This window comes from Pelatocladus sp., assembly GCF_059505505.1.
Genome location: NZ_JCACKS010000100.1, coordinates 1 through 14,308, shown reverse-complemented (window position 1 = coordinate 14,308; position 14,308 = coordinate 1). Strand labels below are relative to the sequence as shown.

General features: G+C 40.3%; 12 protein-coding genes and 2 pseudogenes. 4 read left to right on the top strand and 10 right to left on the bottom strand.

Annotated features, from left to right (window positions below; all coding sequences use genetic code 11):
* The first annotated feature begins 62 nt into the window (after positions 1–62).
* The gene (locus AC5JMK_RS08775; protein ID WP_495909899.1) at positions 63–2,240 is read left to right on the top strand and encodes a GumC family protein; all 2,178 of its coding nucleotides are present in this window, start codon (positions 63–65) and stop codon (positions 2,238–2,240) included.
* A 24-nt stretch (positions 2,241–2,264) separates the two neighbouring features.
* Here the strand turns inward: AC5JMK_RS08775 and AC5JMK_RS08770 are convergent.
* Positions 2,265–2,747: pseudogene (locus tag AC5JMK_RS08770) on the bottom strand (MEKHLA domain-containing protein).
* A gap of 88 nt (positions 2,748–2,835) precedes the next feature.
* The gene (locus AC5JMK_RS08765; RefSeq protein ID WP_096676933.1) at positions 2,836–3,036 is read right to left on the bottom strand and encodes a hypothetical protein; all 201 of its coding nucleotides are present in this window, start codon (positions 3,034–3,036) and stop codon (positions 2,836–2,838) included.
* A gap of 113 nt (positions 3,037–3,149) precedes the next feature.
* Here AC5JMK_RS08765 and AC5JMK_RS08760 point away from each other — a divergent pair, with 113 nt between their 5' ends.
* Entirely contained in the window at positions 3,150–3,878 is a 729-nt protein-coding gene (locus AC5JMK_RS08760; RefSeq protein ID WP_495909898.1) for a Uma2 family endonuclease, read from the top strand.
* A 158-nt stretch (positions 3,879–4,036) separates the two neighbouring features.
* Here the strand turns inward: AC5JMK_RS08760 and AC5JMK_RS08755 are convergent, their stop codons facing one another.
* Positions 4,037–4,228: a hypothetical protein gene (locus AC5JMK_RS08755; protein ID WP_495909897.1), complete on the bottom strand. Its 192-nt coding sequence runs from the start codon at positions 4,226–4,228 to the stop codon at positions 4,037–4,039.
* Between the two features lie 500 nt (positions 4,229–4,728).
* Here AC5JMK_RS08755 and mnmE point away from each other — a divergent pair, with 500 nt between their 5' ends.
* Positions 4,729–6,111 (top strand): tRNA uridine-5-carboxymethylaminomethyl(34) synthesis GTPase MnmE, encoded by a 1,383-nt coding sequence (mnmE, locus tag AC5JMK_RS08750; RefSeq protein WP_096676930.1) that lies wholly within the window; start codon positions 4,729–4,731, stop codon positions 6,109–6,111.
* 253 nt (positions 6,112–6,364) lie between these two features.
* Here the strand turns inward: mnmE and AC5JMK_RS08745 are convergent, their stop codons facing one another.
* The 4 genes from AC5JMK_RS08745 to folB form a co-directional block, all read right to left on the bottom strand.
* Complete coding sequence (locus tag AC5JMK_RS08745; protein WP_096676929.1) at positions 6,365–7,264, bottom strand: carbohydrate ABC transporter permease; 900 nt, start codon at positions 7,262–7,264, stop codon at positions 6,365–6,367.
* Positions 7,265–7,511: 247 nt separating this feature from the next.
* Positions 7,512–8,795 carry an ABC transporter substrate-binding protein gene (locus AC5JMK_RS08740; protein WP_096676927.1) on the bottom strand — a complete coding sequence of 428 codons (1,284 nt, stop codon included), beginning with the start codon at positions 8,793–8,795 and terminating at the stop codon, positions 7,512–7,514.
* Positions 8,796–8,996: 201 nt separating this feature from the next.
* Positions 8,997–10,298, bottom strand: coding sequence for a diguanylate cyclase domain-containing protein (locus tag AC5JMK_RS08735; RefSeq protein ID WP_096676926.1), 1,302 nt, complete (start codon positions 10,296–10,298; stop codon positions 8,997–8,999).
* Between the two features lie 538 nt (positions 10,299–10,836).
* Positions 10,837–11,196 (bottom strand): dihydroneopterin aldolase, encoded by a 360-nt coding sequence (folB, locus tag AC5JMK_RS08730; protein ID WP_096676925.1) that lies wholly within the window; start codon positions 11,194–11,196, stop codon positions 10,837–10,839.
* 99 nt (positions 11,197–11,295) lie between these two features.
* Between folB and menD the strand changes: the two genes are divergently transcribed.
* The gene (gene menD, locus AC5JMK_RS08725; RefSeq protein WP_495909896.1) at positions 11,296–13,071 is read left to right on the top strand and encodes a 2-succinyl-5-enolpyruvyl-6-hydroxy-3-cyclohexene-1-carboxylic-acid synthase; all 1,776 of its coding nucleotides are present in this window, start codon (positions 11,296–11,298) and stop codon (positions 13,069–13,071) included.
* 18 nt (positions 13,072–13,089) lie between these two features.
* Here menD and AC5JMK_RS08720 read toward each other — a convergent pair whose 3' ends face one another.
* The 3 genes and pseudogenes from AC5JMK_RS08720 to AC5JMK_RS08710 all read right to left on the bottom strand — a co-directional run.
* Positions 13,090–13,299, bottom strand: coding sequence for a type II toxin-antitoxin system HicA family toxin (locus AC5JMK_RS08720; RefSeq protein ID WP_096676923.1), 210 nt, complete (start codon positions 13,297–13,299; stop codon positions 13,090–13,092).
* Entirely contained in the window at positions 13,296–13,499 is a 204-nt protein-coding gene (locus AC5JMK_RS08715; RefSeq protein ID WP_096676922.1) for a type II toxin-antitoxin system HicB family antitoxin, read from the bottom strand. Before AC5JMK_RS08715 ends, AC5JMK_RS08720 begins: the two co-directional genes overlap by 4 nt.
* A 232-nt stretch (positions 13,500–13,731) precedes the next feature.
* Positions 13,732–14,253: pseudogene (locus AC5JMK_RS08710) on the bottom strand (RNA-guided endonuclease InsQ/TnpB family protein); the annotation flags it as partial.
* Between the last annotated feature and the right edge of the window lie 55 nt (positions 14,254–14,308).

Here is a 14,308-nt window from a genome sequence, read left to right as displayed (position 1 = left end):
TTCCCCTTTCCCCTTTCCCAGATCCCCGATTCCCCGATCCCCGATTCCCTATCCAAAATCGAATGACCCCACCGATTGTTAAGCGCTACTTAATAGCTTTTGAGAAGTATAAGTGGATTGGTTTAGCCAGTTTCACTTTAGTTGTAGTTGGTTCAACGGTGGTAGCCATACAACCAGAACGACCAGCTAGTTATATTGCAGATGCTGCACTTACTTACTCTAGTCCTCCGGTTTTATTTTCTGTGACTGGGGGTGAAATTCAGCAGCAAGGTCAAGAATTAACTCAAGAAATTTTGCTCTCAGATCAAATCATTGAGGCTGTGGCAACGAAAGTCAATGTCAAACCAAAACAAATTGGTAAAAATATTGCTCTGACTGTACCGGAAAAAAGTAAGCCAGGAGAAGCACCAGCATCCACACTCATTGAAATTAAATATCAAGACTCTAACGAAAAACGTGCTAAACAAACAGTACAGCTATTGATGGAAGCCATGATTAAGTTGAGTGGTGAGATCAATACCACGCGATTAAACGCAATTATCAAGAAAATCAACGAACGCTCTCCACAAATTAAACAAGATTTGCAATTAGCGGAGAAAAAACTAGAACAATACGATCGCATTGAAGGTCCAGCATTAATAGCTGCGGAAAATGGTAGTTTGTTGAGTGCAATTACCAGCAGTCAAAATCAGCAACGACAAATTAAATTGACGCTAACTGGAGTCGATGCTCAAGTTGGCAGTTTACAAAAAAAATTGGGGTTGAATGTTAACCAAGCTTATGTTTCATCAGCTTTAAGTGCTGATCCAATTATTGCCAGCTTGCGATCGCAAATCTATCAAGTCGAAAGCCAAATGGGAGTCCTCGCCAAACAAGGTGCGCGTCCCGAATTACCGCAGATGGTACAATTGCAGCGTCAAAAAGATGCTTATGAACAATTGATACAACAACGAGCCGTTGAAGTTGTCGGTGGTGGAGGTGCGACGGCTCCTCTTGCTGGTTTAGTTACAGATATTCGTTCCCAAAGTAATTTAGACCCCGCTCGTCAGCAACTTGCCAATCAATTAGTAACTTTACAAACTCAGTACGAAACATTACGACAGCAGCTAGTTTCTTTGTCACAAGACGAAGAACGACTGCGACAAGCATATGCTTTGATACCTAATAAGCAACTAGAGCGATCGCGTTTAGAACAAGAAGTTGCACTCAAAAAAGCCATCTACGACAAAATGCAAGCGAAACTGATTGATGCTCAAGCAGCAGAAGCAGAAACCGTGAGTAGTCTGAGTATAGCTAGAGTTCCTTTAGTGACTGCTGATGTTAAACCTCCGAAGAGTGTACCAGCTACTCTGGCGCTTGGTGGTGTTTTCGGATTAATCGTTGGTGGTGGGGTGATATTTTTATTAGGCTCACTCGAAGGTACTTTTAAAACCAAAGAGGATATTCGCAATCATCTCAAACAGCGAGAAGTCGCATTATTGGGTGAGTTACCTTTAATGCCAGTAGATGACTTATCACCAGACGAAGTACCAACCATACTTTCTGTTTATTCCCCGTATTTAGAATACTATGAGAAGTTGCGTAGTAATTTACGTCGCTTCAGCAGCAAGAATTTAAAAGTCATATTAGTTACTAGTGTGAGCAGCAGCGAAGGTAAAACCACAAGTGCTTACAACTTGGGTATAGCTTCCGCTCGTGCTGGCAAACGTACTTTAATTATTGAAACAGATTTGCGATCGCCTTCTCGTAGTCCATCGCTGAAAGTGAGTATTGACCCCAAGGCAAATATTGAACCTCTGCGCTATTACGGCAGCTTGAGCGAGTGTATCCGCTTAGTTCCTGATGTCGAAAATTTATACATTGTTCCTAGTGCCGGGGCTGTACATCAACCTGCCGCCATCCTTGAATCGAGTGAATTTCGGCGTTTAATCGAAGATGCCCGTGAGCGCTATGATTTAGTAATTATAGACACCAACTCCATCAGTTTATCTAACGACGCCTTATTAATTCAACCTTATAGCGATGGTATCATCCTAGTCACTCGACCACACTATACACAAGAAAACATGCTCGGTGAAGTTATAGATGAATTGGTGGAATCAGAATTAGGATTAGTGGGAGCGGTGATTAACGGTGCTGATATCTTCGTTCCTCAACCTCAACTTGCAAAATCAGTCTCTTCATCTGCGGAAGAATCAAAAGAAAAAGCAGAAGTATCTGCTGGGACTATGCAAAATTAGGTGTTATATAAAGTATTTTTCTTCTTAGAGGATCAATTCATAATTAGAATAAACAGCAGCTTGACCGCAATAGCGATCATTCTCATCCAATAAATTCCACAAAATACCATCTTTAATCGAAAAACGTTTACCAGTGCTGGTAATCCGAACACCAGAAAAATTACTAAAGCCTTTAGTTGTCGTTTTCGCTAACAATCGACTACGTTCCTCTTGTACAACCTCTTCAGCCGTTTTCCGTGAAGGCATTTTAGTAAAATCCTGCCACGAAAGCTCCCATAATTCCAAGGCTCTTTGATTCCCGTAGTTAAAAATTGGATCTGATTCAGTACCATGAGAAACTAAAGCAAAAGGTGCTGCAAATAGTGCTTGGGCTATTTCTTGTGCAGAACCATTAACATCTAGTAGAGAACGTCCTGTTCAATACTCAAAACTACGTAATATACGTAAGCTGTGGCGAATCACAGCCTCTTGCTGGTAAGGATGTTGGATATTATTGTTATTGGTCATAGATATTTATCTTGATTTACTTAAGTCTTTGAGTCCGTTTTCAACGGACTTGTGCTATTAGCCAAGAAATTTATTTCTTGGCGGGATATTAGTTAGGTGCAAGATACTTCTCCCAAAATTCCCCATAATTTTTGTACAACAATACGGTTGTATACTCTTCTGGCAATTTATCCCACTTGCAACGAATACCCTTCTCAGTCAGTTTAATACATACACCGTAGTAAACATGACCGTCATCAGTGCGGCGGCGAATGCGGTCATTAATTTTAATTTTCGGTTGTTTGGGCATAACTTAGGCATACAAAGTTATTTGATTATCAACCCCAGCAGTTTTTGAGAGATCAGCGATCGCATCTGCTACAACTGCTACCCTAAACTTATATCACCTATATACTTGCAGCCATGTCTGTTGCCAAAGAGATAGAAGCCCTAGAATTAGAAGCGCCAGAAGATGTTATTATATTTCCTCCTGGTGATTTAGACAGTGATGAACCGCCTTTGGAATCTGATTTACATCTGCGGCAAATAATTCTGCTGCTTCAATGCTTAGAATTATGGTGGCGAAACCGCACCGACTTTTACTGTGCTGGAAATCTCACCGTCTACTATAGTCCCCGTCAACGCAAATCTGAAGACTTCCGGGGACCTGATTTTTTCATGGTGCTGGGGACTGAACGCAAACCGCGTAAAAGCTGGGTGGTTTGGGAAGAAGACGGAAAATATCCGAACTTAATTATTGAACTACTCTCAAGTTCAACAGCAGCGACTGATAAAGGTTTAAAAAAACAGATTTATCAAGATATCTTTCGCACACCTGAATATTTTTGGTTTGATCCGAATAATTTAGAATTTGCTGGATTTATTTTGGTTGGTGGAACTTATCAACCCATTGAATCAAATCCTCAAGGCTGGTTATGGAGTCAACAGCTAGATTTATTCTTGGGAGTCTATGAGGAAAAATTACGCTTTTTTACATCAGCAGGTGAACTAGTTCCCACACCAGAAGAAGTTGCGGAACAGGAAATGCAACGTGCTGAACAAGAAATGCAACGCGCAGAACAAGAAAAACAAAGAAGCGATCGCTTGGCGGCAAAACTGCGAGAATTAGGTGTAGACCCAGATTCTTTGTAATTTAAGATTTATCTGCTAGAAATGCCGAATGATAATACTGCGGTTTGCAATTGGGTGCGATCGCGTCAGTAAAACTTAACTTCAGTTTGAAATCAAAAATTTAAAATCCCCCGAATTCGGGGGTGCAGATCGTAAAATTGTGTTTTAAAAATTCATGATTATGGATCTTCTGGAAATACCCATTTTGGTGGTTCCATTAGTTTTTTGAGTCTTGCAGCTTCAGCAATCTCATGCATCTTGTCTAAAGAAGTTTCTTCGATAAACTTAGAAGCTTCCTCTACATAAGATTTTTTATCTTTAATATTCTCTTTGTCGCTGGCTTGGGGATTGTTTGTTTTACCCTCTTCCACGCTGACCTCCTTAATTAGACTAGTAATTGCTGTTAGGCAAGAATACTTGAACTATTCTCATAAATCTTAACCTTGTGACTGCTTCTCGAAACATTGATGTAACATTTCTAAAATCATGAGCGTTGTGCAAACTCATCCTATAACAGGATTTTGGATGATTAGACCTCTTGCAAAAATATTTTTACCCCACCCTAAGCGTAAACGCTTAGGGAACTAAATCTTCCCCCCGTTCACCTGCGGTGTACACATAAATCCTCTGATCCCCCTAAATCCCCGCGCCAGCGCGGGGATTTAGGGGGGATCAAAACGCTACTAGGCAACTTTATAAGACTTCTGTGTACACCGCAGCCCGTTCACGGGGGGATTGAGGGGGGTTCATTCGACTTTTGCAAGAGGTCTATTATGAGTGCATCCCCAATCCCCATTTCCAAGACGGGCGACTACATAAACTCACTACAATCAACTTATAGATTCAATCATCATTCCTGAAAAAGGCGCCGATGTCGGAAACTTTTGCCACAACTGGAACCATTGCTGCGATCGCAACTGCTATTGTTCCCCAACAAGGTAGCGTTGGAATTGTGCGTGTATCTGGTTTAGAAGCAATACCCATTGCCAAAACTCTTTTTCATGCACCTGGGCTTCAAGTTTGGGAAAGTCACCACATTCTCTATGGTTATATCCGTCATCCCCAAACACGACAATTAGTGGATGAAGCACTACTACTGATTATGCAAGCGCCTCGTTCCTATACCCGTGAAGATGTTGTTGAGTTCCATTGTCACGGAGGAATTATGGCAGTACAACAGGTGTTGCAATTATGTTTGGAAAATGGCGCTAGACTCGCACAGCCTGGAGAATTTACCTTACGGGCGTTTTTAAACGGACGGTTAGATTTAACTCAAGCTGAAAGTATAGCTGATCTGGTCGGAGCGCGATCGCCCCAAGCAGCACAAACTGCTTTAGCTGGTTTACAAGGCAAATTAGCTCAACCAATTAGGTTATTACGCGGTCAATGTTTGGATATCTTAGCGGAAATTGAAGCGCGGATTGATTTTGAAGAAGATTTGGCACCTTTGGATTATAAAAGTACTATATCAGAAATTGAGAAAATTTCAACACAAATAACTAAGTTACTGACAACTGCTGATCAGGGTGAACTGTTACGCACAGGTCTAAAAGTCGCGATTGTTGGGCGTCCGAATGTAGGAAAATCAAGTTTGTTGAACGCTTGGAGTAGAAGCGATCGCGCCATTGTCACCGATTTACCTGGTACAACTCGTGATGTTGTGGAATCACAATTAGTTGTAGGTGGAATTCCTGTACAGGTTTTAGATACGGCAGGTATTCGAGCCACAGAAGACCAAGTGGAAAAAATCGGTGTCGAGCGTTCCCGCAGTGCTGCTCAAGCTGCTGATTTAGTTCTGCTCACCATTGATGCTTCAGGAGGATGGACAGCAGACGACCAAGAAATTTACGCACAGGTAAAACATCGTCCCTTAATTTTAGTGATTAATAAAATTGACCTAGCATCAGCAGAAACAGTAGAGTATCCCAGAGAAATTAACCAAGTCGTGAAAACAGCAGTAGCCCAAAATCAAGGAATTGAAGCTCTAGAAACTGCGATTTTAGAGCAAGTACAAGCCGGGAAAATCCAAGCTGCTGACATGGATTTGGCAATTAATCAAAGACAAGCCGCTGCACTTGTAAAAGCTAAAACATCATTAGAACAAGTGCAAACAACGATCGCTGAACAATTACCTCTTGATTTTTGGACAATTGACCTACGCGGAGCAATTTATGCTTTAAGTGAAATTACAGGAGAAGAAGTAACAGAATCTGTCTTGGATAGGATTTTTAGTCGGTTTTGTATTGGTAAATAATAAAAATAAATTGTTAACGGGGAACTCTTAGAGGTTGTTTGAAAAGTATCCCGCCTCGGAATTTATTCCGAGGCGGTACAGATGCTTTACAAGGGGAGGGTTAGGGTGGGGTAAAAAATATTTGATACATCAATCATGACTTTTCAAACATCCTCTTAACAGGGAAATCCTCATAATTAAGAGGTTTGAATTCTCAAGTTTTTTGAACATTTGGGATGCTCCCCCCAATCCCCAATCCCTGTTCCCCAATCCCTCACACCGTTAAACGAGATTTTTTCAACAACCAACTTGCGATCGCGACAGCTGCAATCAATAATAAAAATGTCACTACTACCAGCGCCGCTCCATAACCGAAATCTAAGTAGCGCATGATTGTCGAATAGATATATAAAGACACAACTTCCGTAGCACCACCAGGCCCACCGCCAGTCATCACAGCAATTAAATCAAAAATCCCGAAAGCTTGGGCAAACCGAAACAACATGGCGATCAAAATTTGCGGCATCAACAGTGGTAAGGTAATTTGATAGAAACTTTGCCAAGGTTTAGCCCCATCAATTGCATGAGCTTCATATAAATCTGAGGAAATTGACTGCAAACCAGCCAGCAACAAAATACTAATAAATGGTGTAGTCTTCCACACATCTGCAAATACGACTGCAACCATTGCTAGGGTTGGTTCTCCCAGCCAATTTATACCAGTTTGAATCACACCCAACCTCAGCAAGATATCATTTACCACCCCAAATTGGTCATTAAAAATCCACGCCCACGCCAAACCTATCAAAGCAGTAGGCAAAGCCCAAGGTATGATCGCGATCGTTCGTACCGCACCTCGTCCAAAAAATCGTTGATTGAGAACCAAAGCAATTCCCAACCCTAACAGCAACTCAAAAATCACCGATGCAGTTGTAAATACAGATGAAATCCAGAAACTTTGCCAAAAACGCCCATCTCCAGCCATCCGCACATAATTATCCAAACCAGCAAAATTCGCCTCTAGCTGAGTTCCCAAATTCTTCGCAAACAAACTCAACCAAAAAGCCCGCAGAATCGGATAACCAAATACTAACAACAACAACAGCAGCGCAGGCAATAAGAAAAGCCACGCTGTTCTCTGTTCTCTACTACGGATTTTACTTAAATTGGTCATTTGTCAATGGAGGGATCGGGGAACGGGGATTGGGGAATAGGGAAAAGGGAATAGGGAACAGGGAACAGGGAACAGGAAATAGTTAGTAATATAGCACTTCTCACTCGATTGCAATACAGTCGGAACCCCACCCCGGCTTTGCTGACGCAAAACCTCCCCTCCCCGCTTGCGGGGAGGGGATTAAGGGGTGGGGTACGTATTGGACACAACCGAGAACTGCTATAGAATTTGATAACTGATAACTGAATCACACATCTCCCAATAACCGTCTTGTCTCCTGTGCTGCTGCTTTCATCGCTGCTTCAGGTGACATGCGATTTGTTAATGCTGCACTCAGGTAACGTTGTAAAATATCTGATGTTTGGGCATATTGGGCAATGGGTGGACGCAAGACGGCTTGTTCTACTACTTCTAATAATTGCGGATAGTGGGGATAGGTGGCGACGATTTGCGGATCTGTAAATAATGAACGTCTGCTGGGTACAAAACCAGCTTTGAGAACAAATTGACGCTGTGCTTCTTCACTGGTAAAGTATTGAATTGCTTTCCAAGCTTCTTGGGGATGCTTGGTGGTTTTAGAAATTCCCAAACCCCATCCACCTAAGCAAGCTCCTGCATTTTCACCAGAGGTGCTAACCATTGGTTTGATAGCTATTTTACCTTTAATCGGAGAATCCTTGGCATTAGCCAAAGGCCAAACATAAGGCCAGCTACGTAAAAAAGCCGCTTGTCCACTTTGAAAAATGCGTCTGGTTTCTTCTTCTTGGTATGTGGTGACACCAGGTGGAGAAATACCTGTTTGAATTGTTTCTTTGAGAAAGGCGATCGCTTTTAAGGTTTGCGGTCTATCTAATCCTACTTCTAAGGTATTAGGATTCACCCAAAATCCGCCGAAACCTTCGAGAACTTCGACAAACATCGCCGCTAAACCTTCATATTGACGACCTTGCCAAAGATATCCCCAATTTATCTGATCTTGCTGTTTTAAAGTTTGGGAAATCTTGATTAAATCCGTAAAAGTTTCTGGTGGATTAAACCCCGCTTGCTTGAGTAAATCTTCTCGGTAGTAAAGCATTCCCACATCACTCCGCATGGGAATTCTATACAATTTACCTTTGTAACGTCCTCCTTCTACATCTCTGGGTGAAAATGCTGTCAATTCTGATTTTGTAACCTTATCTGTTAAATCTAACAGCCACCCAGCCGCAGCAAATTTAGGTGTCCAAATTACATCCATATTGATGAGGTCGTATGGAGAATCACCCAAAATAAAGGCTGAAGTATACAGGTCTTCAAGTAAATTGGTGGCGTTTGGTCCCTCAATAATATTGATGCGAATACCAGGATTTTTACTCTCAAAGTCTTTGATGATCCCCTCTTTCCAAGGTTGAGCATCAGGTGCTGTCATCAACAAGTTGAGGACTACTGTTTGTTTGGTTTGAGCTGAAGGAACAGATATGAAAAGAACACTCAACAATACCAAAACAAAAATTACTGTTAACCATTTAAACTTTGTTAGAACTTTTACCATTAGCTATGCTGGCTGACGGTCAGATATCTACTTTACTCTTAAAAAGCAGGTAATTTAATTGAATGTTAAGTGCTTAGTAGAGAATTATCAAAAAACGTAATTTTATTTATTATTTAGTTAATATAGTATTCAAGCATTCAAGATCCCCTACTTCTTGAAGAAGTCGGGGATCTGAGTCTCTCAATCCACATCAAAAGTAATTTATAAATCTGTAAAATTTTTCTCAAAAACAAGATAATTATTTTCTCCTTTTCCCTTTGCGCGATACATTGCTATATCTGCATCTCGCAATAGATTTGTCGGTTCTTCATAACCATTGCAACTTAAAGCAATCCCAATGCTAGCTGTTGTAAATATTTCATGTTCATTGAGGTGAACAGGTAAACTTAAAGTTTCTTGAATGCGTTTAGCAATATTAATAGCGTCGCTAACGTCTTTAATATCCTCTAACAACACTGCAAATTCATCGCCACCAAATCTCGCAACAGTGTCACCACTACGCAAGCACGACTCTAAACGTCGAGCGATCGCTACTAATAAATCATCACCCATCCCATGCCCAAAGCGATCGTTAATAATTTTGAAACTATCTAAATCTAAAAACAAAACGGCAAAATGATAATTCAGGCGTCTTTTGCAACGTTCTGATGCTTGTTTTAGTCTATCCAAAAATAATACTCGATTAGGTAGTGCTGTCAATCCATCATAGAAAGCATTGCGAACTAGTTGTGCTTCTTTTTGCTTGCGTTCAGTAATATCTTGAAAAACTATCACAGCACCTGTAATCACGCCCATATCATCCCGAATCGGTGACACAGTATCCCCAATCGGAATTTTTCTTCCATCCCTATTTACGAGAATACAGTTTTCTGGTAGTTGCAAAACCACACCTGCTTTCATTGCTTGCATCGCAATATGAACAATCTCTTCTCCAGTGTCTTTGTCAACTAAATTTAAAACATCTCCCAAATATTTTCCAAACGCTGCTTTTTGCTCCCAACCAGTAAGGATTTCTGCTACGGGATTCATCATTTGGATACAAGCATTAATATCTGTCATCACTACTGCACAGCCCATACTATTAATCACCGTCAGTAGTCTTTGATTTTGCCGTTGCAACTGTTTTTTAATTTTATCTTTATAAAGAGCCATTTCAACTGTATTATATAAATCTCTCTCAGTAAAAGATTTAGCAATATAGCTAAAAGGCTCTTGAAATTTATTTTTATTTAATGTTTTTGAGTCTAAAAAATCTGTTATGTATAGTACTGATATTTTAAAAATATTTTGAATAATATCTACTATTTCTACACCATCTTTTTCTCCTGCTAAACAGATATCAATTAGTACTAATTGTGGTTGAACATCTGCAATTTTTTGTATAGCTGGTTCGACAGAATTAGCGATTGTGTGAACATCATATCCTAGCTTTTTCAAACTATTTATAATATCTACAGCAAGAATTTCTTTGTCCTCAATAACTAGGATTTTTTGAGCGTTCATGCTAGGATTACCAGTTCTATAGGAGCGAATTTATTGTCGATATTAGATAAGCTTGGAAGACCGCAATCCTATCATAATAAACCTCCTATAAGTAAGTGGGTCAAATTAAATATAAAACCTCACCCTCAATCCCTCTCCTTACTAAGGAGAGGGAAGCCGGAGGCAGGGTGAGGTTTTATTTTATCTTTAATTACACCTACCTACTTATTACCGTGTCTTAATTAACTAAAATAGTTACTATTCTTTTTATTTATGTATAAAGTTACCATTATTTTAAATTTTAATTAACCAGAAAGAATCAAGCCATGCATTTGATATCAAGTTTATATAATGATATGGAAGAAAAATTTTTGTAAATTAAGATTTATAAGTATTAGCAGTATATAACCATCCTATTTGATTTACGAAATTTTAAACACACAAATCCCCAACTTCTTAAGATTGGGGATTTGTATTAAGACGTATTTTGGTATAAATATCATCTTATGATCTTAATGTTAAGAATCAATAGTTAATGGTTGGTTGTCACTACAAAAATTTACCTGGTTCTAGTCACACAAATACTAATTTTGCCACCAAAATCTGGGATGGGTGCAGCAGGTTTACTGAGGGTAACTTGAACTTGCGTGAGGCGATCGCACTCTTGCAAAATAGAATCTCCAATTACAGCAACCAATCTTTCAATCAAAGCAAACTTTGAGGTCTTAATCAGATGTTGAACCAAATTAATCACCCGACGGTAGTCTACAGTATCTGCGATCGCATCAGTTTTGGCTGCTGAGGTGAGATCCAACCATAACTTCACATCCACCTCAAACCATTGTCCTAGCACCTGCTCCTCTGCTAGATATCCAGTGTAGCCATAAGCACGAATTCCCGTAACATCAATACAGTCCATAATTGTTGTTGCTTGGTTGTTAGTAATTAGTGGTTAATAGTTATAATTTATTCTCCTCACACGATCCCTAATCCTCAATCCTCCATTCCACAAAATTCCATGCTAATTGGTTTCAGAAATACAAATGAACTTTGGACTTCGGTATTGACACAGACATTGCAGCACTTAGGGTTAACAACTGCTGTCATTTGTCCTGGTTCCCGTTCTACACCATTAGCAGTCGCTTTTGCCCAACAAGCACCAGAAATTGATATAATTTCGATTCTCGATGAACGTTCCGCAGCTTTTTTTGCGTTGGGAAGGGCGAAAGCAACAGGATTACCCACAGCTATCATTTGTACTTCGGGGACTGCGGGGGCGAATTTTTATCCAGCAGTCATTGAAGCGAAACAAACTCGTGTACCGTTGCTACTTTTAACCGCCGATAGACCACCAGAATTGCGAGATTGTCACTCTGGACAAACCATAGACCAGTTAAAACTATATGGCAATTACCCCAATTGGCAAACAGAATTAGCTGTACCCGTAGCAGATATGGAGATGCTAGCCTATCTACGGCAAACAATGATTTATGCTTGGGAGCGATCGCTCTACCCTGTTCCTGGCCCCGTACACCTAAATATACCGTTTCGCGACCCCCTCGCACCGATTCCTGACGCAAATGTAGAGACGCAAAACTTTGCATCTTTACAGTCACAATTTCACCTAGAAGAATTTTTTGCTAACGTCACAAAATTATCTCCGCCAGCCAATTTCTCTATCACCCCATCTCTTCCCCTTGATGATTGGCAAAACTCTGAACGTGGAATAATTATAGCTGGAGTTGCCCAACCACAACAGCAACAGGAATATTGTCAAGCGATCGCCCAACTTGCTAAAACCTTACAATTTCCAGTTTTAGCCGAAGGATTATCCCCAATCAGAAATCATGCTAGTATTAATCCTCACATTATTTCCACTTATGACCTGATATTGCGGAATCAGCAATTAGCAAAACAGCTAACACCAGAAATAGTAATTCAAATCGGTGAAATGTCCACTAGTCCAGTACTACGTAATTGGTTAAAAACCACTGCTGCTAGGCGTTGGGTGATAGACACCAGTGACCAAAATCTTGATCCTCTCCACGGTAGGACAGTTCATCTACGTCTAAGTGTAGAACAACTGACTGAAATATTTAACTCATTCCCCATATCACCGCATCCCCATCTCTCCGTGTCCTCTTATCTCGAATTATGGACTCAAATCGAAGCAAAAGTTAGAACTACAGTTGATCATACTTTTAAAAATATAGACGATTTATTAGAAAGTAAAATTGCTTGGTTACTTTCCCAAAGTTTACCGCCAGAAACACCTCTATTTATTGCCAATAGTATGCCCGTGCGAGATGTAGAATATTTCTGGCAACCCAATCACTCTGGTATACAACCCTTTTTTAACCGAGGCGCAAATGGTATAGATGGGACATTATCTACTGCTTTAGGAATTGCTCATCGTCATCAAAGCAGCGTTATGTTAACTGGAGATTTGGCACTATTGCACGATACAAATGGCTTTTTAATTAGAAATAAATTCGTTGGACATTTAACAATTGTATTAGTGAACAATAATGGTGGCGGCATTTTTGAAATGTTGCCTATTGCCAAGTTTGAACCACCATTTGAAGAATTTTTTGCCACACCCCAAGATATTGATTTTGCTCAATTATGTGCTACCTATGGTGTGGAATATGAATTGATTACTAACTGGAAACAATTGCAAACAGAATTAAATCCTCTACCTAACAATGGCATTAGGGTGTTAGAGTTACGAACAAATCGCAAACTAGACACCAAATGGCGTCAGGAAAATTTGGGTAAGTTTGCCAAATTTTAAAATCCTTCAACATCAAAATCAGAGTATATCTTCCTCAGTTAATTGGGCTATTTTCATCAAAGCTCTCAAGGTTCCAACTTTCAAATCTTGATTTCGATGAACAGGAATTGACAGAATTTGCTCTACTTCGAGGTTTTCATAGATATGATGACTGCCAGTAATTCTTCGCAAAACCCAACCTTTTTGTTCCACAATCTTGCACAGTCGCTTTCCAGAAATAGATTTCATACAGCAATTTCGACAACCTGATCTGTTGAGTCAATTGCGTGACGACTATTAGCAACATCGAGCCAGCCTTCAATAGCGTCCTTTAAATTAGCCATCACCTCTTCTATCGTATCTCCTTCAGTAATACAACCGGGAAGTGCAGGAACCTCTGCCCAATAGCCCCCTTCTTCTGCTGGATGAATGATTGCTTTAATTTTCATACACCTATCGAGTTAGTTATTGGGATTATGCTAACATTACTCCCGCAAGGGAAAGCTCCTTGGAGCAAAACCGTTATCGCATTTCAGTTGGAATTGAATTACCAATGGCGGAAATTTATCGCGGTATTGTTTTTGAATAAAATAGCTCTACTCTTTGCTCTCAACAGGAATTGTTGAAATCAAGATTGATTATTAAGTGCGATCGCTTTCCGAGTTACAGACGTTTTGTGAACTACCCAACACCAACCCTACTGGGTATGGTGTGGGCTTCCAACTTCACGGAGGAATGCCTCATCTTGGATTTACGTCCGCGAATTGGTCTTACATCCTCTCCATTGGCGTTAGCCTCCCCCGTCCCAGAGGAGGACAGCATTCTGATACCTTCTGCTCTAATATTCATAGCAGCATTACCATCTCTGTCGTGATGTGTCCCGCAACTTGGACAAGTCCAAGTCCTGATATCTAGCGGTAACTCGTTGATTTGATAATGGCAATCAGAGCAAAGCTTGGAACTAGGAAACCATCGATTTATTTCTATCAACTTCCCGCCACTACGCTCTAATTTGCAGCTCAAGAAGTTGACGAAGGCTCCCCATCCAGTATCAGATATAGATGCAGCTAGTTTGTGGTTACGTACCATGCCCTTGACGTTTAAGTTTTCGACTACAACTACTTGATTGTTATCAACTATCTTTCTAGACAGTTTGTGTAGGTAGTCTTGACGGACATTGCTAACCTGTTCGTATACCCTAGCTCTGACGGGGCGACAAAATAACTGGAAAAGCTTATTTTATAAAGAGTGTAGCGAT

Excerpts from the sequence above, each read along its gene's own strand:
- AC5JMK_RS08775 (WP_495909899.1), top strand. The coding sequence starts at position 63 with ATGACCCCACCGATTGTTAAGCGCTACTTAATAGCTTTTGAGAAGTAT.
- AC5JMK_RS08765 (WP_096676933.1), bottom strand. The coding sequence starts at position 3,036 with ATGCCCAAACAACCGAAAATTAAAATTAATGACCGCATTCGCCGCCGC.
- AC5JMK_RS08760 (WP_495909898.1), top strand. The coding sequence starts at position 3,150 with ATGTCTGTTGCCAAAGAGATAGAAGCCCTAGAATTAGAAGCGCCAGAA.
- mnmE (WP_096676930.1), top strand. The coding sequence starts at position 4,729 with ATGTCGGAAACTTTTGCCACAACTGGAACCATTGCTGCGATCGCAACT.
- AC5JMK_RS08745 (WP_096676929.1), bottom strand. The coding sequence starts at position 7,264 with ATGACCAATTTAAGTAAAATCCGTAGTAGAGAACAGAGAACAGCGTGG.
- AC5JMK_RS08740 (WP_096676927.1), bottom strand. The coding sequence starts at position 8,795 with ATGGTAAAAGTTCTAACAAAGTTTAAATGGTTAACAGTAATTTTTGTT.
- AC5JMK_RS08735 (WP_096676926.1), bottom strand. The coding sequence starts at position 10,298 with ATGAACGCTCAAAAAATCCTAGTTATTGAGGACAAAGAAATTCTTGCT.
- folB (WP_096676925.1), bottom strand. The coding sequence starts at position 11,196 with ATGGACTGTATTGATGTTACGGGAATTCGTGCTTATGGCTACACTGGA.
- menD (WP_495909896.1), top strand. The coding sequence starts at position 11,296 with ATGCTAATTGGTTTCAGAAATACAAATGAACTTTGGACTTCGGTATTG.
- AC5JMK_RS08720 (WP_096676923.1), bottom strand. The coding sequence starts at position 13,299 with ATGAAATCTATTTCTGGAAAGCGACTGTGCAAGATTGTGGAACAAAAA.
- AC5JMK_RS08715 (WP_096676922.1), bottom strand. The coding sequence starts at position 13,499 with ATGAAAATTAAAGCAATCATTCATCCAGCAGAAGAAGGGGGCTATTGG.